The 17,379-nt window shown below is 56.4% G+C and carries 18 protein-coding genes; 2 read left to right on the plus strand and 16 right to left on the minus strand.

Annotated elements, in window-relative coordinates; genetic code table 11:
• Nucleotides 1–70 precede the first annotated feature (70 nt).
• From EDC54_RS17900 to EDC54_RS09770, 3 genes are read right to left on the minus strand one after another with little or no spacing between them, the layout of a single operon-like run.
• Nucleotides 71–232, minus strand: a complete 162-nt coding sequence (locus tag EDC54_RS17900; protein WP_165904296.1) for a hypothetical protein — start codon at nucleotides 230–232, stop codon at nucleotides 71–73.
• Nucleotides 233–269: 37 nt separating this feature from the next.
• A complete protein-coding gene (locus EDC54_RS09765; protein WP_132455641.1) occupies nucleotides 270–692 on the minus strand; it encodes a CesT family type III secretion system chaperone in 423 nt (140 codons plus the stop codon).
• Nucleotides 693–711: 19 nt separating this feature from the next.
• Nucleotides 712–5,733: an AvrE-family type 3 secretion system effector gene (locus EDC54_RS09770; RefSeq protein ID WP_132455643.1), complete on the minus strand. Its 5,022-nt coding sequence runs from the start codon at nucleotides 5,731–5,733 to the stop codon at nucleotides 712–714.
• A 173-nt stretch (nucleotides 5,734–5,906) separates the two neighbouring features.
• Between EDC54_RS09770 and EDC54_RS09775 the strand changes: the two genes are divergently transcribed.
• Complete coding sequence (locus EDC54_RS09775) at nucleotides 5,907–7,349, plus strand: pectate lyase (protein ID WP_132455645.1); 1,443 nt, start codon at nucleotides 5,907–5,909, stop codon at nucleotides 7,347–7,349.
• A 1-nt stretch (nucleotide 7,350) separates the two neighbouring features.
• Nucleotides 7,351–7,674 carry a DNA-binding protein gene (locus EDC54_RS09780; protein ID WP_132455647.1) on the plus strand — a complete coding sequence of 108 codons (324 nt, stop codon included), beginning with the start codon at nucleotides 7,351–7,353 and terminating at the stop codon, nucleotides 7,672–7,674.
• A gap of 921 nt (nucleotides 7,675–8,595) precedes the next feature.
• Here the strand turns inward: EDC54_RS09780 and EDC54_RS09785 are convergent.
• From EDC54_RS09785 to EDC54_RS09845, 13 genes are all read right to left on the minus strand, one after another.
• Nucleotides 8,596–9,663, minus strand: coding sequence for a type III secretion protein HrpN (locus EDC54_RS09785; protein WP_132455649.1), 1,068 nt, complete (start codon nucleotides 9,661–9,663; stop codon nucleotides 8,596–8,598).
• A gap of 145 nt (nucleotides 9,664–9,808) precedes the next feature.
• Nucleotides 9,809–10,156, minus strand: coding sequence for a type III secretion protein (locus EDC54_RS09790; RefSeq protein WP_132455651.1), 348 nt, complete (start codon nucleotides 10,154–10,156; stop codon nucleotides 9,809–9,811).
• Nucleotides 10,149–10,340, minus strand: a complete 192-nt coding sequence (hrpT, locus tag EDC54_RS09795; protein WP_132455653.1) for an HrpT family type III secretion system protein — start codon at nucleotides 10,338–10,340, stop codon at nucleotides 10,149–10,151. Before hrpT ends, EDC54_RS09790 begins: the two co-directional genes overlap by 8 nt.
• Before the next feature lie 48 nt (nucleotides 10,341–10,388).
• The gene (gene sctC, locus EDC54_RS09800; protein WP_132455655.1) at nucleotides 10,389–12,473 is read right to left on the minus strand and encodes a type III secretion system outer membrane ring subunit SctC; all 2,085 of its coding nucleotides are present in this window, start codon (nucleotides 12,471–12,473) and stop codon (nucleotides 10,389–10,391) included.
• Nucleotides 12,466–12,900, minus strand: a complete 435-nt coding sequence (locus EDC54_RS09805; RefSeq protein ID WP_132455657.1) for a type III secretion system chaperone — start codon at nucleotides 12,898–12,900, stop codon at nucleotides 12,466–12,468. The genes sctC and EDC54_RS09805 overlap by 8 nt, the downstream gene beginning before the upstream one ends.
• A complete protein-coding gene (locus tag EDC54_RS09810; RefSeq protein WP_132455659.1) occupies nucleotides 12,887–13,111 on the minus strand; it encodes a type III secretion protein HrpF in 225 nt (74 codons plus the stop codon). Before EDC54_RS09810 ends, EDC54_RS09805 begins: the two co-directional genes overlap by 14 nt.
• Before the next feature lie 236 nt (nucleotides 13,112–13,347).
• Nucleotides 13,348–13,962 carry a type III secretion system stator protein SctL gene (sctL, locus tag EDC54_RS09815; RefSeq protein WP_132455661.1) on the minus strand — a complete coding sequence of 205 codons (615 nt, stop codon included), beginning with the start codon at nucleotides 13,960–13,962 and terminating at the stop codon, nucleotides 13,348–13,350.
• 37 nt (nucleotides 13,963–13,999) lie between these two features.
• Entirely contained in the window at nucleotides 14,000–14,608 is a 609-nt protein-coding gene (locus tag EDC54_RS09820; RefSeq protein WP_132455663.1) for a type III secretion protein, read from the minus strand.
• The gene (gene sctJ, locus EDC54_RS09825) at nucleotides 14,605–15,369 is read right to left on the minus strand and encodes a type III secretion system inner membrane ring lipoprotein SctJ (protein ID WP_132455665.1); all 765 of its coding nucleotides are present in this window, start codon (nucleotides 15,367–15,369) and stop codon (nucleotides 14,605–14,607) included. The genes EDC54_RS09820 and sctJ overlap by 4 nt, the downstream gene beginning before the upstream one ends.
• Before the next feature lie 6 nt (nucleotides 15,370–15,375).
• Nucleotides 15,376–15,741, minus strand: a complete 366-nt coding sequence (locus tag EDC54_RS09830; RefSeq protein ID WP_132455667.1) for an EscI/YscI/HrpB family type III secretion system inner rod protein — start codon at nucleotides 15,739–15,741, stop codon at nucleotides 15,376–15,378.
• A gap of 66 nt (nucleotides 15,742–15,807) precedes the next feature.
• Nucleotides 15,808–16,062, minus strand: a complete 255-nt coding sequence (locus EDC54_RS09835; protein WP_132455669.1) for a hypothetical protein — start codon at nucleotides 16,060–16,062, stop codon at nucleotides 15,808–15,810.
• Between the two features lie 300 nt (nucleotides 16,063–16,362).
• Nucleotides 16,363–16,569 (minus strand): hypothetical protein, encoded by a 207-nt coding sequence (locus EDC54_RS09840; protein ID WP_132455671.1) that lies wholly within the window; start codon nucleotides 16,567–16,569, stop codon nucleotides 16,363–16,365.
• 290 nt (nucleotides 16,570–16,859) lie between these two features.
• A complete protein-coding gene (locus EDC54_RS09845; protein WP_132455673.1) occupies nucleotides 16,860–17,066 on the minus strand; it encodes a hypothetical protein in 207 nt (68 codons plus the stop codon).
• Nucleotides 17,067–17,379: the final 313 nt, after the last annotated feature.

Below are 17,379 nucleotides of genomic sequence, written 5' to 3' on the forward strand. Positions count from 1 at the left end.
GAAAATGCGTTCGGTTCCCTGAAAATATGCAGAAACGTTCCGTCGGGGCAACGCCGTTGAGCGACGTCATTCAGGTCGCGCCCTCTGCGACTCCGACATCGCCCGACTCATCACCCGATCCCCCCAGACGGCAGAGAGGACGAGCCGACAGCGTTTGCAGAACGCTCAATGGCGTATCGTCCACCTGCCCCAGCGGTTTTCGTTTGGTGTTAATCCGGCAGAGATCGCCCATATTAGGCGCGCTCCCCCACCGTTACGCTGAATCAACGTTATGCCGCCATCAGGTCCGGCCGTAACTCATGAATCAGCCGTCGGGTCTCTTTTGCCTGTTCGGTAAAGCCAAGCAGCAGCACCGTAAAACTCGCATCATCCAGCGACGCCGCAATGTGTTGGGTGCACAAACGCAGGGTCAAATTTTCATCCAACGCCAGCCAGCACCCCTTCATCGCCGCCATCTCAAAATTGAGCATCAACATAAGCTGATAAACGGATATGCCGACCTCTGCCTGAAATCGCATTACGTCACTGTGCAATACCAGTACGTCGCTGTTGGCGGGCACTTCCAGTACGACGGCCTCTTGTCCATCCGGCTCGCGCAGTGCGCAGATGCCGTCCTGTAAACGAAACTGACCGCCGTTGCTCTCACCGTAATGGCGTAATAAGCGGGTAATATATTGCTGCGTATGCGTCATGGTATTCTCCTTTTACACATTAACTTTTCAGTTGCAGCCCTTCTTGCTGTAACTGATGTAGGGCATGGATGGTGGCGGGGCTGGCTTTCGCTATCTCGCCGCCCAGTTTGTAGCTTTGCGGCATCGTTTGATCCTGCCCGTAGCTGAAGCTGACGCTGCCGAGCAGCTTGCTCATATTGACGCCCGCGCTGCTTGAGGTATCGATAATGACCGGCGGAAGCGAAATCCCTTCGCTCTTCTTCACCGTCTGCGAGACTTCGATGCTGGCGAGACGTAAGTTGTCGCTGTTTTTAAACAGCGCAATGACATCATCTTTACCGTGCGTCCGGTTCTGTATGCCCTGCTCTATTGCACTCCGGACATCCTCTTTCAGTTCCAACCCGACCTTCACGGTGGCTCTGTCATTAGTCTGCAAGCGACTCACGATGTCTTGCAGCGCCGGGTTATCCGCGATCAGTTTATTGATCCGATCGGCATTGCTCGGCGGCAGCGTAGAAAAGAGGTGGTTACCAATCACCTGAAATAACCCGTTTTCCGTCAGTTTGCTGAGGTTCGTGTACGATGTGGTGTGTGTAACGCTGTCCAACATGGCGCCGTCACGCTGCGCGACATCCTGCCTCATGTTTAGTTTTTTCAGGTTGACCAATCCCTGGCGCTGATCGTTGCTCTCTGCCGTTTTGTCGGAAAAATGTTCGTTCAGAATGGTGAGTTGATGGTCTGGTTCCGCCATTTTTTTGACTGCACCGATCAGTAACTGACTGGCCGGATCGCCAAAGGCAGAGGCAAGGCTTTTGGTCAGGTCTTCAATGTCTTTTGACTCCAGCGGCTCCGCTTTTTTCATACTCAGGCTAATCGATTGGTTAGTGCGCGAATCGGCCGACACATTGACCCCCACGCTGGTGGAAGTAAAGACCGGAACCATCCCTTCATCCAGCGTGCGGATCACCCCCGCGGATAATGCGGCGTTTGCCCCTATGCCGAGTTGATTCATGAAACGCAGGCGATTGTTGGACTCGTCATACGTTGTCGTCGTGTTACTTTGTTTCACGCTGGAGGCGCTTTCGGCATTCAGCACATTAACGTTAGCCGATACGCCGAGCGAACCACGGATGACCGCCTCAGAAGGCGCCGCTCCGCTGTTGGTCAGGTTTATGCCGCCACGCAGATCCAACGCCATACTGCCATCGAGGTTGAAACTGACGGTTTTCCCCGCTTTCACCGCGTGCTGCTCTCCTTTATCCAACAGCGCAAGCGGGTCGAGCGCGCCGCTTGACAGGCTGTCAATAAACTCAGGCAATTCTTCTTCGCTGACGGAAAAACTCAGGGCATTTTGCTGCGCCATTTTCAGGCTGGCGGACACATTGAATGACGCACGCACATCCGGTGTGAAGCTGTGCTGACTGTTGATTTTTTGCGCCATCTGTGTCGAGGTTTTCCCGGTCAGATATTCACTGACGTCGTACCCGCCGGAATAGGTCGCTTTCCCGGTAATGCCGCCAGAGCGTTCAAAGGCGACATTAATACCGTTTTCGCCCCGCGAAAAACTCAGGTTGTAATTTCTGTCGCCGCTGATCCCGCCGCCCGGCACCGGCGGGAAAGGCAGGCTCGTCCCCGTCACGACAAAAGACGTGGATGCGCCGCCGCCATACGTCCGACTAAACGCAATGCTTTCCCCTTTGTCCAACGACATGACGGTCGCTTTCATTTTATCAACCAGATCCGCTTGACTGGACGCCTGCATCACGGTTTTCGATGTCACGCTGACGGCGTTATCCTCCTTCCTGAACGCCTTCATAAAGGTTTTAACTGCGTCGTAATCCGCTTCCAGCGCTTTGTGATTGGTGAACCCCATGTCCGTTATTTTCTTCACCGGGTTTTCGCCATATTCGCCTTGTCGCAGTTCATTGAGGGTTTTCATCATTGACGCCAGCGCCTCATCATCCGGCGCCGTACCGGAAAGCGCTTCAAACTGATCGGTAAGTTTATGCAAATCACCTAACACCAGGGTATCCAGCACAAGCCGCGATTTCGCCAATGACAGGGGGTCGCTGGTATCTCGCCGCATGCCAAACGCCTCGCCGTTCGGTTTTTGTGCGATCGGCGTTTTGCTGTCAACAAAAGCTTTTATCAGCGTACTGGCCGTACTGGTTTCCGATGACGGGTGGTTTTCGAGCACGGCCAGCAGCGCGGGAGCCAGATCTTTTTCACCGCTGTGCAGGCGGTCCGGTCGTCCTTGCGTATTCATGACGCCTTTGTCGTCAATGACGCCCTGCTGTTTGCCTATCAGCAACGCCGCTTTGGCCGAACTACTTTCCAGTTCCGTGTTGAACTGTTTTAACAGGCCGATCAGCGGTTTTCCTTTTTCTCCCAGATCCAGATTCTCTATCCGGCTCGCCAGATCCCGTGGCGCCTCCCGTTGTTGAGCCGCCGCCGTTTCCAGCTTTTGCAGTAATTGGGTTTGCATGTCATAAACGGGTTTCAGGCCTTCTCGTCCGTGAAGCTGATGCTGGACATGGTTAGCCAGCGTTTTCAGCGGTCGCGGCACGTCCATCGAGAACGTGACAACGTGGGCTCTCACCAAATCCGACAGTTTGCTTTTCACCTGCTGGGATTCTTCTCCCGTTTTACTGAAGGTCTGTACATCAGCTTTCACCGTTACTCCAGTCAGCGGTATCCTCACCCCCTTGGTCGCCACATCAAGCCGGCCAAAGACCGTTTCCGCCGCGCGCGCGCCTCTAGGCAACGGTTCTTCACTTTCGGGGAACGATGTTTTCCACGTATTCCCTTGCAGGGTATGTAACGCATGATCGTCATGTGTCACCTGTAAACGATGCTGCGCATCCGTTCCCAACGTATTCACCTTACCGTCTGCCGGCGTCGCCACGGGCTGCCACTGCGCGCTGTCATGACGGGCCGTATTTTGCCAGTCGTCTTTCGGTAACTGAAAAAGCTGTCCTTCTTTGTTCAGCGCATAAAGGGTTTGTTTGTGATCCAGGGCAATGTCTTGGATCTCGCCAGACAGGCCGCTCTTGGGCAGCGTCAGCGAGGGCGCGGCAAGTTGGCTGGTTCCCGGTTTAATCTGGTGGAAATGTAAATCGCCCTGCTTATCCACCGCGATGAATTTATTACGGTTAATCACCGCCATCGCCGATACGCCGTCATCCTTGGCGATCCCCGGCAGTGCGCTGCCCGCCGACGGCGTCATTCGCACCTGCGTCAGGGCAAAAACCGTGTTATCGCCGTGCGTAAACGAATTGGAATTCTGGTTGATGGACAACGGCGTAATAGCCCCGTCTTTCAAGGTGTAGGCCTGATTATCCAGCCCACGCTTAAGCTGGCTGGCCTCAACGCCGGAAGCTTCCCAGTTTTGGGTATCGCCGTTGTAAAAATGAACTTTTCCGTCCTGTAAACCAATTTGCCCCAGTCTTCCCAGATCCAGCGTGTCTTTCGCCGCCGGCGTTTTCGTGGTCAGCCCCAGTTTATTATCGACGACCAGACTATCGCTCAGGTTCCAACCCGGCGTTGGCGATAGCCCATCCTGTCCCAGAGAAGCAACGTGATTCTGTCCCTGACGGTCGGTGGCCAGGAGCTGCGCCTGTCCGTGTTCGTCGTGAGCAAATCCGGTAATACGATGGTCTTTTCCCAGCGCCGCATCCAGCGCCGGCGCGTGGAGCCGCGTTAGCGTGACGGCGTCTTCCCCAGCCGCAGGCAGCGGAGCGTGGTAAAGGTGGCCTTCATCATCGGCAATCAGCAGATGTTCAGCCGTCAACCCCACGGCCTGCGCATTAACCGGTTCCCCCTCTTCCCGCTTGAGCGCCACCGGCTGCGGCGTTGCATCCAATGTGCTCATCAGATGCAACTGCGTCAGATGATCCTGTTCGGTCAGTACGGCAGACTGCCCGTGTTCATTGGCCGAGAAGGCTTTAATTTTATCGCTGAAGGTTGATGACGCCATCCCCGATGACAGATTGCTCAGCGTGTGGTCATCTTTGACCGCATACAGTTGACCATCGCCCTGCCGGGATAATTGACTGTGAGGAACATCACTGTTTTGCTGCCAGACGCCAAACTCGGTATTAAGCGCAAACAGTTTACCATCATGAAGGCGCAGTTGTTCACCCGAGCCGGAGGCGGAGTCGGGTTGCCGGTGGACACCGCTCAACAGTTCCTGAAGCAGGCGTCCAGACAGCGGCACGCTGGCAGGCTCGCCAGCGTGGGGGCGGACGATGATGCGATCCGACGCGGATTCCAGCTGTATCTTATCCATACCGGTTTTGCCTGCCGGCAGTGCGCTGCGGCTACTGCTGTGGAGCGCAATATGCTGATATTGATCGTGTTGAATGACGAACATACGCCCTGATTTGTCCAGTAGCGCATGCTGCTGCGTATCCGGATTTTCGTGATGAGCAACAAATGGCTGGCGATTCTTCCCCATGGTTTGTTGTAACAGAGTGCTCACCGCTTCCGGCAGCGCTTTACCCAACTGTAGCTTGCCGTGATGATCTATTTTTACGCCGGATGCTGACGCCGCCTGACTCGGATGCGCCGGAGAGAGCGTCTCACGCGGCGTATAGAATCGCTCGCTATCGCCGCCGATCTCGCTGCGTCGTAGCGAGCCGGCAAAGGAACTTGGCGCGGTGTGAAAACGATCGCTGCGTTCAACGTCGCTCGCTAACCTATGTTCCGACAGGCTATTATCACGCGACAGTATAGGCGCATCACCAAACCGGGAGAGACTCTGGATTGGGCCGCCCGATGCCAGCGCATCGCGCTGCTTACGCGGCAGGCTTTGAATCATCCCGCCTGATGATAGCAGTTCGCGCAATGTGTGCTGGCGCGCATCCTGACTTTTCACCCGGCTGCTGCTTCCCTGCTCCAACATGGGCTGTTTGCCTTTATCGGATAAACCTTGCTGAATCAGAGATTGCGCGCCTTTCTGGCTCTGAGCCGTACTGCTGCTCTGTGACAACGTTGCCTTAGCCGCGGCTGGCCTAATCTCCGAAATGGACAGTCCCGGCTGTACATGCTGGATTTTTTGCATAGTAAGTTCCATAGATGATGGGATGAGCGTGTTGATTGAGTAACTATTTTTTCCGCCCGGTTCCCAACATCTTTCACCTCTCGTTCGGGAACCACCGCCTCCTTTCCCTCACTTAATTCGCAACAGACGTAAGCCTGTTAAGACCCATCACTCATTACTTTCAAGGAGATGTTATGGCTGATATGACGATTTCGCTCAGCACACAACCCGGCTCAAACCTGTCTTCGACGGGGTTGAATTCCTCACACCTGGATAATAAAGGGATCACGTCGCCGCGTTCTGCGCAGCAAGAGAGCCAACTCATGGAAGCGTTGGGCACCTTGCTCAGCGCACTCCTGCCGAACTCACAAGGCGATACGCCGTCATCGGCCAATGGCAGCCCGTTGGACAAGGCTGGCGCAGGCAATGGCGGCAGTTCGGCGCTAGGGCAAAACAACAACCCCGCGGATATTTTGCTGAAACTGCTGGAAGCGCTGATCCCCGGTAAAAACGGGCAGCAGACGGGAAATCCAGCCGCGTCCGGGGCATCCGGGCCGGCTGGCGGCAATAGCGGCGCCTCACCGCTAAGCGGCGCATCCGACACCCGTGGCGCCGGCAGTGCGCAAAATCCGGAAGATTTAAGCCGCTCTCTCCTGAAAGATTCCGTGGGCAACGCCTTGGATAACGCCATCAACCCAACGGCGGACGGCGGTGGCCAACTGAGCAGCAATGATGTGTTAAAAGCGCTGCTGGAATTGATCGGCAATCTGATGGATTCGCAGAAAGGCGAATTCGGGCAGCCGCAAGGCAGCGGCCAGTCACAGGGCGAAGGCTCTCCATCGGTAGGCGCACCGCAAACGGCCTCCGGCGGCAACGGCGGCGCGCCAGCCATGCCGTCTGGTGGTACACCTGCCGCCACCTCCGCGCCTGTCGGCGGTAATAGCGCTGGCGCAGCGCCGGTAACCGCGGCGCCGACGGGAACGAACGGCACATCCCCTGCTGCCTCATCGGCTGGCGCGGGCCCCGTCTCATTCCCAACGGCCAGCGGTAACGCCACCGTGGTGAACGACACGATCAAAGTCGGTCCCGGTGAAGTGTTTGACGGCGGAGGCAAAACCTTTACCGCCGGCAGCAAGTTAGGCGATGGCAGTCAGGCTGAAGGTCAGAAGCCACTGTTTGATCTGGCGCCGGGCGCTACGCTGAAAAATGTGGTGTTTGGCGATAATGCGGCGGACGGCGTGCATGTTCACGGCGATGCCAAAATTGATAACGTACACTGGACAAACGTGGGCGAAGATGCGCTAACGGTGAAATCGAACGGCGGTAAACCCGCCAATGTTGAAATCACCAACAGCAGCGCTCAGGGGGCTTCCGATAAGATTTTCCAGCTGAACGCCGACGCAAATCTGACGATCGATAATTTCAAAGCGAAAGATTTCGGTACGTTCGTCCGTACTAACGGTGGGCAACAGGGCGACTGGAATTTGAACCTGAACAACATTGACGCGGAAAACGGCAAATTTTCGTTTGTGAAAAGCGACAGTGAAGGGCTGAACGTGAAGGGGAGCAATATCAACCTGACGAATGTTAACAATCACTACAAAGTACCGGACTCCGCTAACTTACAGGTGAATTAAGATGCCAAACACGATGACTTCTCCTACGTCCGCTCGCTGGGCGGATATCGCCAGGCAAGGTGGATACATTACACCGGCTCAACGTGAATCATTCAACCGGGCGATTCAACTGGTAAGAGCGCAGTTGAACGCGGTGCTCAGCCAGTCAGGCGTACAACGACGGGGTGAATTCGAATTCGATACGTTTGTGGATTCGCTGGAGCAGGATTTCCTGCATCAGGCTGATATTCACTCAAAGAATGGGCTGCATAGCGACGTGGCGCAGACGTCATTTTGGATCGCCCGTCTGCTCGCCGACCGCTTTATTGCCGTGCGACAGGCGTAATCATTCGATTACCACACCGGGGAAAAGCCAGCGCGGGAAACCTGCGCTGGCTTTCTTTTTGTCTAAAGAAAATCCCCGGGTTCAGTTTGTGCTCCCGCCGTTGCCAACGCCATATAAACCACATCCCGACGATCCCCCTCTCCCGCTATTCATCCATCATCGTGACGCGCTTCAGACGTGTCGCGGTCGTCATCCTCATCACCGGCTGGTTATCCGCCAACCTCAGACCACCGTCCATGAAAGACGCCAGACGCATCGCCCCTGAAAAAGACGCTCAGGTGCGGTCATACCGCTTCTCGTCACACAATCTGAGCGGCTGCAACGGGAGGCCACCGCACAACCGAGCGAGAAAAGCTACCCCGTGCGTGGCGTCATAACGATGGATACGAGACGGCCCGGCAGGGGTTTCTCTGCGGCAACCTCAGCAACGGGGCTTTAAGGCATCGCACGCGGCGAGACAGGGATTGGGCAGCATAGCATCGCTGCCGCGGCGATCCACACGGGGACGAGATCAGAGCGAACCCGGAGAGCGCCCCCCGGAACGGTCGCAACGCCTAATGGCCAGCCAAAAAGAGCCGCAAGGCCGCGGGCAGGACAGCATGGGGAGGACGCCGATGCAATCACGCGCCCCGTTTTCCATCGGCGGGCAAAACCACTGCGCGTTGTTGATGTAACGCGGTGGGTACCCGCGGGTGAAAGGCATCGGGCAGACGGTCGGCATAACGGGTGTGGGGGAGCGGTGTGATTAGGATGCAATGTGGCGATCTTGCCGCGATCCCGCGGAGAAAAAAGCGCGAGTGACGTCGTAGGGATCGTAAGGAAGGGGGAAATTAAGCGAGCCGTTTCATCCCTTGGGATGAAACGGTGTTATCTGAACCACAAGGGGGAGCAGCGTCTTCCCCTGCTCCCTGTGACGTTTCGTTAGGCCGCGAGTTTATTCAACCCCATATTGACGATACGGTCACCAATCATGGCTGCGTCAATACCCAGTGATGAGCCGCCATTGCCGCGAGCGTGCAGGTTGGTATTGCCGGTATCCCCTGCCACTGCGCTTTTGATCATGCCAACCGCCTTCATGAATTTATCCATACTTTCTTTCGTCATACCGTCATCATCCGGCTTGCTAAGCGCTTTCGACCAGGATTTGTCATCCTGCTTCGGCGTCTGCCAGTGATCTTTCTGGAATTCCGGTTTGCCGAAGACTTCAGGATACTGATCCATGAACTGGCCGATCTCTTTCGCCATCTCACGGTCTTCTTTATCGACGAAATAACGCGTCGGGCTGTCGCTGTGGGTACTGATATTGTTCAGTTCCTGCAAGCCGGCCTTTTGCCCTACGCTCAGCCCCAGTGAGCTACCCAGTTGGTTAAATCCGTCCGCGCCGCTCAGCCCTTCCAGACCCGTGTTGCCAAACGACGATTGCAGCTGCGGTTGTTGTCCTTTCGTTTGACTCAGACCGTTATCCAAAATGGAGGACAGAACATCTCTCACCCCCTTGCTGTACGCGGATAACTCTGACCCAGACGGCTGTTTATCGCCGAACAGGCTGCCCTGTTGTTTTCCCACGTCCCCGAACAAATCGTCCAGCACGTCAGACACCAGACTTCCCAGCATGGCCGATGGGTTCATGGCGTTAAGACCGCTACCCAGCGCGCCGCCCAAACCGCCGCCAAGCGTGCCGCCTAAGCTGCTGCCTAAACCACCGCCCAACAAACCACCCAAACCGCTGCCCAGGCTGCTGCCCAGATTACCGAGGCCGCCGCCGAGCCCTTGTCCCAGCAAACCGCCAAGTCCGCCACTTCCCATCATGCTCCCCATGAATAGCAGGGAAGTCATCATGTCAGACAGTTTTTCAGCGATATTGCCGCTTTGACCACCAAACGCGGACTGCGAGGGTTGGCTTTGTGAAGTCCGGGGGGGAAAGAAACCGTCACCGCCTGTTTTGATCGTGATTTGAACAGAGGTTCCGCCACCAAGAGAATTAAGCATAATGTTTCCTCAATGAGTAAATGGGTTAGGAAAGTGCCAACGCATGTGCGGTCAAACCGCATGATTGCAACACTCCCCCATTAAGTGATTTTCTTTCCCTGACGGTTCCGCGTTGTCGCGCGAAAACCCGTCACTTTTTCAGCGCTCAGCGTGGCGGCAAACCCGCTAAACACCACAGCGCATTAATGGCCCCGATGGGGTCATGTCGTGCGGGTAACGCACGATGCAGCCGGAGATGTTGCTGGTCGTCCAGGCTTAATCCGCACATACATAGCGCATCGGCCTCCAGAAAACGCCGTTGTAAAACTTGTCGCAGCAGACCGGGATAACAGCGAGCGGGCGCCAGCGTTAAGATCAGCCCCCCCTGCCGCGCAGACGCCGCCGAAAAGCTTAGCGTGATGCCTGCCTGTACCTGCCAACAGGCATCCGACCCGGTGTCGAGCGCGACGAGAAAATCCTGTTGGTTGTCGAATACTGCCGCGGGTTCATTCATCTACGCTAACCCTGCTGTAGTCTGCGGGGCCGGTGCGAAGATCGGGCTGCCACCAGATGATTAACTGCCGGGCCTCCGGCTGTGGGCGACAGCTGACCGATTCACAGTTAGCCACCTGTCGCGGGGCGTTACAGGCACTCAGTAAAAGCGCGATCAGCGCCACTGACACAACGTGATAGTTCATAAGAAATTCCTGTCGTGATTGAAAATAGTGGAAAAGCATCCCCGAAAATCAATGACCGACCAACACAGCGCGTCTGGCTGTCTGCGGCGTGAGTGCAGGCTGCACGGCCAGAAACACTTCGCTCGATTCTCCCGGCGCCAGCGTTGTTTTCGGCCATGCCGCGACGGCCAGCGTGCGGCGGCTGGCGCAGGCCGCTTCATCAAAACGCTGCGGCTGCGCGCCCACGTTACGCACCACGCCGATGCTCAGACGCACTTCGCCATTGCCGTACCACTGATAGCGCGAACTGTCATAGAGCAGGCCCGGCTGCGAGCGACACACGTCTCCCAGCCGCATCCCCCGGCTTTCGGCCTGAAACCCGGCAGGAAGCTGCCGGCTGGCCAGATCCCGAAAAGCGCCTTCAATCATGCTGTAGAGATCCGTTTTCGCGTTGCGCTGTGCGACGCGATTCATGACGCCATTTAACTGCTGGCGATTCGCGGAGGAGACGTAACGAGTGGGATCGGTTTGATCGCCAACCAAATGCGGCGTCAGAATAAACAAGCGCTCACGGCGAGACACTTCATGACGGGTAGAGGTAAACAATTTCCCCAGCAGCGCGATATCCCCAAGGATTGGAATACGGTGGTCGCGATCGCCGCTCTCTTCCACATGAAAACCTCCCAACACCAGCGCACGATTTTCCCCAATCAGCGCCTGCGTACTGACATTGCCGCGCTTCACACCTGATGCTTCGCCCTCTGGTCCCGTTTCAACCTGACCGTCTTCAATATCAATGACCAGCTGGATGCTACGCCGCGCCCCTTCGCCCACCACGCGCGGCGTGACCTGTAGACTGGTGCCTGCCGTGACGGGTTGAATATCCACGACCCGCTCGCCCGTCGCCTTGATAAACGCGGTTCGGCTGAAATCAACGATCGCAGGCTGGTTTTCCAGCGTCAGAACGGAAGGATTGGCGACAATGGAAGCCGTCCCCTCGCCTTCCAGCGCCTGAATATCGGCAAAAAACCGTTTGAAATCGCTGACAAACAGGGTGCTTCGACCCATCATCATGGTGCTGCCCGCGCTCACATTGCCGAGCTGCGCTTGCCAGTTCGCCTCCAGCCGCGACAGCGCAGTACGATCGATATCCAGGATGATGGCATCAATATTGACCAGATTTTGCGGCACATCGATGTATTCGACGAGCTGCTGATACTCGGCCCGGCGTTTTTCATCATCCCGAATCAGCAGCGCGTTATTACGCACATCGGCGGAAATCTTGCCGCTTAATGTCCCGCGCCCCGCCGCCTCACCGCGCCGCGTCGGGCTGTTGCGCGTCGCCAGCCGGGTCATCATCGCACGCGTACTTTCCCGCATCGCCTCCATGCCCGTATCCGGCAGCGCGGGCGCCGGGCTGGCAGCCCCCGCCGGTGCCGCACGCTGGCCATCCATGAGCTCATTGAGAATAGTGGCCACGCCGGGAAGCGTGATTTTTTGATCGCGATATTGCAGTGTCCGGTCGGATACCGAGGCATAGCGCAGCGGAAAGATCATCACCTTACGTCGATCTTCCTGTTTTTCCCGCTGCTGACTGAAATTGCGGATCAGATCGATATAGGCCTGAGGCCCGGTCACCAGCACCACCCCTTCCTCAGGTAATTCCCCCCAGCCGAAACGGGCGTCGAGCAGTCCGACGCCGCTGAGCGCCTGTTTCAGGTCTGGCGCGGCATCCGGCGAGATTTCCAGACGTACCGATGCCTGTTCATCCTGTGGGCTGACATACAGCGCATTGTTGTAAACGAACCACTGAAAACGGTGTTCCAACGCTAGCCTGTCGAGAAACTGCACGGGGCTATCCGCCCGGATCTTCGCCGTCACCTCATTGTCGGCGATATTCCCTAACACCAGATCCACACCGTGGCTATTGGCGAAATCCGTCAGAATCACTGACAACGGCGTCTGTTCCGCTGAATACGCATACGCCCCTTTGTCCCAGCCGGTGGGCGTCGCCGCATGCGCCGGAGACATGATGCCGTTCACGGGGATAACCCCAATCAAGACCACAGCCCAGCAAAACCAGCGATAGAGCGCCAGCAGGCTTCGATACCCTTTATGAGACAACCATTTTTTACCCATCAATCCCTTACGCATGTCGTTCTCCTTGCAAAAAAGCCAGCGTGTTCAGATTAAGCGGTGCGGCAACGGACGTTTTCACGCGTGGCGTGAGCAGGCTCAGCCAAACATCCCGTTGATTAAGTAAGGTTTCCAGACTGCGGCACAGTTGCATGACGTCATCGGCGTCGGGCGGCATCCATAGCCAGAGCTGTTCATCCTGTGGAGACAGCGAGAGCATCGCGGCCTCATCCCGTAAGGCGCTGCGGGCGGCTTCGGCCAACCGCAGCGCGCGCGTCAGTACCGCGTCATCCGGCAGATCATGAAGCGGGATCGCCGCGCTACACGCCACGCCAGACGACAGCCGCACCACGGCCACCGCGCCGCCGTCGATCTCTAACGTCAGCGCCGGCGTCCCGCCGTTTAGCCACTGCTCCAGCATCGCGGCCAAATCAGTTGAAGTCATTGATGATAGCCTTTGCCAAACCATGCTTAACGCTCAGCAACTGCCCGACGGCCCAACTGGCGTTGGAGTAATCCATGCTGGCTTCATAAAAGGCGTAACTGTCCGCCTGACTGGCGCCGCCTTCGGCGACGTCCAGCGCAATATCATCCAGCTTGCGCTGCGAATCGACCAGGTGCGCATCTAAACGGCGCTGAATGGGATTAAGTGACATAACGGGTTCCTCATCGCTATTTTCTGCCTAAACAGGCTCTGTTCATAAACCTGATAGTGAGTGGTTAGCCCTGGGGCGCAGTTCCCAGCGGATGATGGGGATTTACGAGGCGGAAAGATAAGAAGACGCGAGAAGCGTCGGGAGGAAAGCAGCCGCACATGGCGCCAGAACGCGGCGCTGACGCCATGTGCGGTAAAACGCGCCGGTAAGAACGAGATGAAGCCCGCGTAAAGGCATCAGCCCGCCGGTGCACGGTGTTCCAATGGCGCCGCGGGCGGTACAAGCTGCGCCGTCGCCTGCCGCCAGCTCAGTGACAGCACGCCATGTGCCGTGATCAGTTTCATGGCATCGCTATCCAGCGTCTCATCGCTGGCAAGACGCCACGCCAAATGCGCATGCGCATTGAGCCAGCGCTGTACGTCGGCAAGCTGAGCAGGATGGCAGTATAACGTTCCCTGGCTTTCTCCCCGCTGTTGCTTCAGCAATTGCCGCAATAACGCGTGATGGCGCGCTGACTCAGGCGTGTCATCCAGCAACTGCGACAATGCCTCGCGCAGCAGCTGTCCGGCTTGCGTAATCAGGGTTTGCTCAAGATTCTCCCGGTCGTGCTGAATGCCCTGCAACAGTGGATTCACCTGCTGCCAAAACGCCGCTTCCGCTTTTTCTACCGCCTGTTCGCAGAGCGACTGCGCGCGTTCATGCGCCTGCGCCACGATCGCCTCCGCCTGCACGTGAGCGTCCTCCCAGAGTGTTCGACTGCGACGATGCGCCGCCACCCGTTCCGCCGGAATAATCACCGTTTCCTCCCGGCTTGCGCCGGGAATGGTCGCCAACGTTTTCGTTATCAACATATTTTGTCCTTACCACATACGAGAGAAATAGACGCATCTAGGCGAGCGCTGACGCCTTCCAGATGACGGCATCACACAGCGCGGTCAGCCGGGAGACGGGTAATGAGGTCGTCGGAGCCGGGCAGCGTGTTGCCCGGTCGCGTGGAAACAACAACCGCAGACGCGGCCAGCATGCTTCACCGTAGCGAAGGCGCAACAACATCAACGCCGTCTGAATGCGCGTTTCAGGGGATGGGCCGGAAAATGTCATCTGAGCGGGTAGCCATAATCCCGGTCTCAGCGCCTTTGCCAGCCGTTCACACCATTTATCTTCCTCGTCAGCGCGGTGTTGTTCACGCACGGGCTGACAAACCCGCGCCATGAGGCGCAACAGTTTTTCCCGCTGCGCGCCATCCAGCGCGCCCAACTGCATCAATGACGTCAGCGGGGCTGGCGGCGGCGCCAGCGGCAGGGAGAAACGCCGATTAAGCCGAACCGCGTTCACATGCAGCCAGCTACGACGCAGTGGCGCGTCTGGCAGCGCCGCCTGTTCCTCTTGCCAACTGGGGTCAGCCTGTAACAAACAGCCTTCCGCCCACCAGATGACCCACGCGAGCAGCGTGCCGTTGTCCGCGTCGCGTATCAGGGTGTCTTCTTGTGCGGTCATGACGACGGGGCCTCCGCTTTTTTCTGCCGCCACTGCCGCAGATAAGGCTTACCGATACGCCAGCCTAACAGCCCGGTCAGCATCAGCCCGATCAGCCCCACGCTCCACTGCCAGCGCCGCATCTCATCCGGCGTGAAGGTGAACGGCCCCACCATGACGACCGGGATCGTATCCTGATACGGTTCCGCCGGAACAAAAACGATCGCCAGCTCTTTATCGTCCTTGCCTGACAGACCGGGGATACTGCTGGCCACCATACGACGGATGCGCGGCTCCATGCTATCCGGCTCCAGTTCAGCACGGTATTTGATGAACACCGCCGCCGATGCTGGCTGAACCGGCTCGCCCGGCGCAATCCGTTCCGGCAACACCACATGGACTCGCGCCACCAGTACACCGTCGATTTGCGCCAGCGTCGCCTCCACTTCCTGGGATAAGGCATAGATGTAACGAGCGCGCTCTTCCAGGGGCGTCGAGATCACGCCGCTTTTCTGAAAAACGGCCCCCAGATTAGTGCGCGGCTGTTTCGGCAATCCTGCCGCGTTGAGAATGTTGACGGCCCGTTCCATGTTTTTCGCATCGATAATCAGCGTCACACCCGTTTTGTCGATACGTTTTTCCGCACCGATCTGATAGCGGCCAAGCACCGAAATAGCCTCGTTGGCATCGTTTTCCGACAGCCCGCGATTCAGTTCAATCGGCTCGCCGCAGCCGACCAGTAGACCGATCAGCAGAAGCCATATTCGCTTATCGATTTTCATAGTCAGTTACTGTAAGTTGGTGAGTTTTTCCAGACTCTGCACGCTTTTCGCCACGACTTTGGCGCTCAGCAGGCTTTCCAGATAGAACGACGACAACGTTCGGGTCGCATCCAGCACATCTTTAGGATTATTGGAACGCATCGACTGACTGACGTCGCGCTCGGCGGATTTAAACACGGCATTCAGACCCTGAGATTTCTCCGCCAGCGCGCTCAGCCATTGGCTGTTGCCGGTTTCCGCCGTTACCGGCGTGGATGACAGCGCCGCGCTGAACCAGGCAACATCCTGACGGTGACTGGAAAAGGCCGTTTCATTATCGGCCAGCGAAATATTGCCCGGCTGATGCGCGGTTGTGGCGTGATTGATTTTCATGATTGGGGTTCCATCGCAGGCAAATTAAAATAAGGCCGGAGCATGACCCCGACCCGTGACTCACACTCAGAACTGAATCGCCTTTGCCGCTTTCTGCCCGGAGTTCAATGATTTAGAGGCAGAATCCATCTGACCATCCAGAATGGAGTTTTCGGTATCCAACGCGATTTTCGATGCCTGCGCCTGTGACGCCTTTCCCAGTGAATCGGCCATGGCATTATCCAACAGCGAAGCCGCGTCTTTGGAGGCGGCCTGAGAAGCGCCGCCTGTCTGTGCCAACGAATTACCTTGATAAGGGACCAGAGAAAGCCCTGAAGCCATGATATATCTCCTAAATAGAATGAATGATTACGGTAGTGAACCGTCACGCCGTATAGACAGCCCTCTTGTTCATTCATTAAGTAGAGATGAAGTCGGATGAGTTCCCTTTATCGGGAAATATCCCGAGTGATGACGTTGGGCATGTGACAAACGTGCAGTCGGCGAGGTTTATGGCTCAGCCACTGTGGAGCGGTTTCAAGTGTGTGGACGTGACGCAACGCGGCTGAGGACGAGGATGGGGTTGCGGTTCATGCAAAACAACATCGAGCCGGAATCAGATTCCGGCCCGTTGATTCATCCTCAGAACTGAATCGCCTTTGCCGCTTTCTGCCCGGAGTTCAATGATTTTGATGCAGAATCCATCTGACCATCCAGAATGGAGTTTTCGGTATCCAGCGCGATCTTCGATGCCTGCGCTTCTGATGCCTGCTTTAATGAAGAAGCCATTGCGTTATCCAGCAATGAAGAGGCGTCTCTTGACGCAACCTGAGAAGCTCCAAAAGCCATGATATATCTCCTAATAAAAGAATAGTTACGGTAGCGAACCGTCATGCTGTCTAGACAGTCATCTTGTTCATTCATTGAGTGGCGATGCGTTGGAGTGAGTTCCTGTGAGCAAGAAAATTTCTGTGCGTCAGGGCGCGAGGTTCAGATGAGAGAGGAACTTGCTGAGTTGTACATTACCGGCGCGGTTCATGGGGAGCGTGTGAGAAATGGCGTATTTCAGCGATGGTCCGAAGCGAAGATCGACCCCGGAAAATAAAGCCGGAGTGGGATTCCGGCCTTTTGACTCACCCTCAGAACTGAATGGCCTTTGCCGCTTTCTGTCCGGAGTTCAATGACTTGGATGCAGAGTCCATTTGACCATCCAGAATGGAGTTTTCGGTATCCAGCGCGATTTTCGATGCCTGCGCTTCTGATGCCTGCTTTAATGAATCAGACATCGCACTATCCAGCGTCAGCGCGGCAGTTTGAGAGGCAATCTGTGAAAGTCCAAAAGCCATGATGTATCTCCTAATAGAATGATGGTTGCAGAAATGAGCGGCCCTGCTATGCAAGGACATCGTGTTCATTCATTAAGTAGAGATGGCGCTGGATGAGTTCCCTCAGCGCATAAATTTCAACGCGCCAGGGGGATGAGGGGAAGAACTGGCCTATTTTTCTCCATCTTTCCGACCGTTAGACGTTGGTTATTTTATTTTAAAATGGCAAAAAAGTGTGCCTGTCCTTACTGGATTCAGACGCTTTTGGGATAACAGGAACGATTATGCCATGGTGACGATGGCAGAAAAACGTTGTGCAACTGGCAAGGAAGCA

The organism is Samsonia erythrinae (assembly GCF_004342665.1).
Classification (GTDB): domain Bacteria; phylum Pseudomonadota; class Gammaproteobacteria; order Enterobacterales; family Enterobacteriaceae; genus Samsonia; species Samsonia erythrinae.

What these genes read in the sequence shown, in the direction of transcription:
- EDC54_RS17900 (WP_165904296.1), bottom strand. Translation starts at nt 232, where the DNA reads ATGGGCGATCTCTGCCGGATTAACACCAAACGAAAACCGCTGGGGCAG.
- EDC54_RS09765 (WP_132455641.1), bottom strand. Translation starts at nt 692, where the DNA reads ATGACGCATACGCAGCAATATATTACCCGCTTATTACGCCATTACGGT.
- EDC54_RS09770 (WP_132455643.1), bottom strand. Translation starts at nt 5,733, where the DNA reads ATGCAAAAAATCCAGCATGTACAGCCGGGACTGTCCATTTCGGAGATT.
- EDC54_RS09775 (WP_132455645.1), top strand. Translation starts at nt 5,907, where the DNA reads ATGGCTGATATGACGATTTCGCTCAGCACACAACCCGGCTCAAACCTG.
- EDC54_RS09780 (WP_132455647.1), top strand. Translation starts at nt 7,351, where the DNA reads ATGCCAAACACGATGACTTCTCCTACGTCCGCTCGCTGGGCGGATATC.
- EDC54_RS09785 (WP_132455649.1), bottom strand. Translation starts at nt 9,663, where the DNA reads ATGCTTAATTCTCTTGGTGGCGGAACCTCTGTTCAAATCACGATCAAA.
- EDC54_RS09790 (WP_132455651.1), bottom strand. Translation starts at nt 10,156, where the DNA reads ATGAATGAACCCGCGGCAGTATTCGACAACCAACAGGATTTTCTCGTC.
- hrpT (WP_132455653.1), bottom strand. Translation starts at nt 10,340, where the DNA reads ATGAACTATCACGTTGTGTCAGTGGCGCTGATCGCGCTTTTACTGAGT.
- sctC (WP_132455655.1), bottom strand. Translation starts at nt 12,473, where the DNA reads ATGCGTAAGGGATTGATGGGTAAAAAATGGTTGTCTCATAAAGGGTAT.
- EDC54_RS09805 (WP_132455657.1), bottom strand. Translation starts at nt 12,900, where the DNA reads ATGACTTCAACTGATTTGGCCGCGATGCTGGAGCAGTGGCTAAACGGC.
- EDC54_RS09810 (WP_132455659.1), bottom strand. Translation starts at nt 13,111, where the DNA reads ATGTCACTTAATCCCATTCAGCGCCGTTTAGATGCGCACCTGGTCGAT.
- sctL (WP_132455661.1), bottom strand. Translation starts at nt 13,962, where the DNA reads ATGTTGATAACGAAAACGTTGGCGACCATTCCCGGCGCAAGCCGGGAG.
- EDC54_RS09820 (WP_132455663.1), bottom strand. Translation starts at nt 14,608, where the DNA reads ATGACCGCACAAGAAGACACCCTGATACGCGACGCGGACAACGGCACG.
- sctJ (WP_132455665.1), bottom strand. Translation starts at nt 15,369, where the DNA reads ATGAAAATCGATAAGCGAATATGGCTTCTGCTGATCGGTCTACTGGTC.
- EDC54_RS09830 (WP_132455667.1), bottom strand. Translation starts at nt 15,741, where the DNA reads ATGAAAATCAATCACGCCACAACCGCGCATCAGCCGGGCAATATTTCG.
- EDC54_RS09835 (WP_132455669.1), bottom strand. Translation starts at nt 16,062, where the DNA reads ATGGCTTCAGGGCTTTCTCTGGTCCCTTATCAAGGTAATTCGTTGGCA.
- EDC54_RS09840 (WP_132455671.1), bottom strand. Translation starts at nt 16,569, where the DNA reads ATGGCTTTTGGAGCTTCTCAGGTTGCGTCAAGAGACGCCTCTTCATTG.
- EDC54_RS09845 (WP_132455673.1), bottom strand. Translation starts at nt 17,066, where the DNA reads ATGGCTTTTGGACTTTCACAGATTGCCTCTCAAACTGCCGCGCTGACG.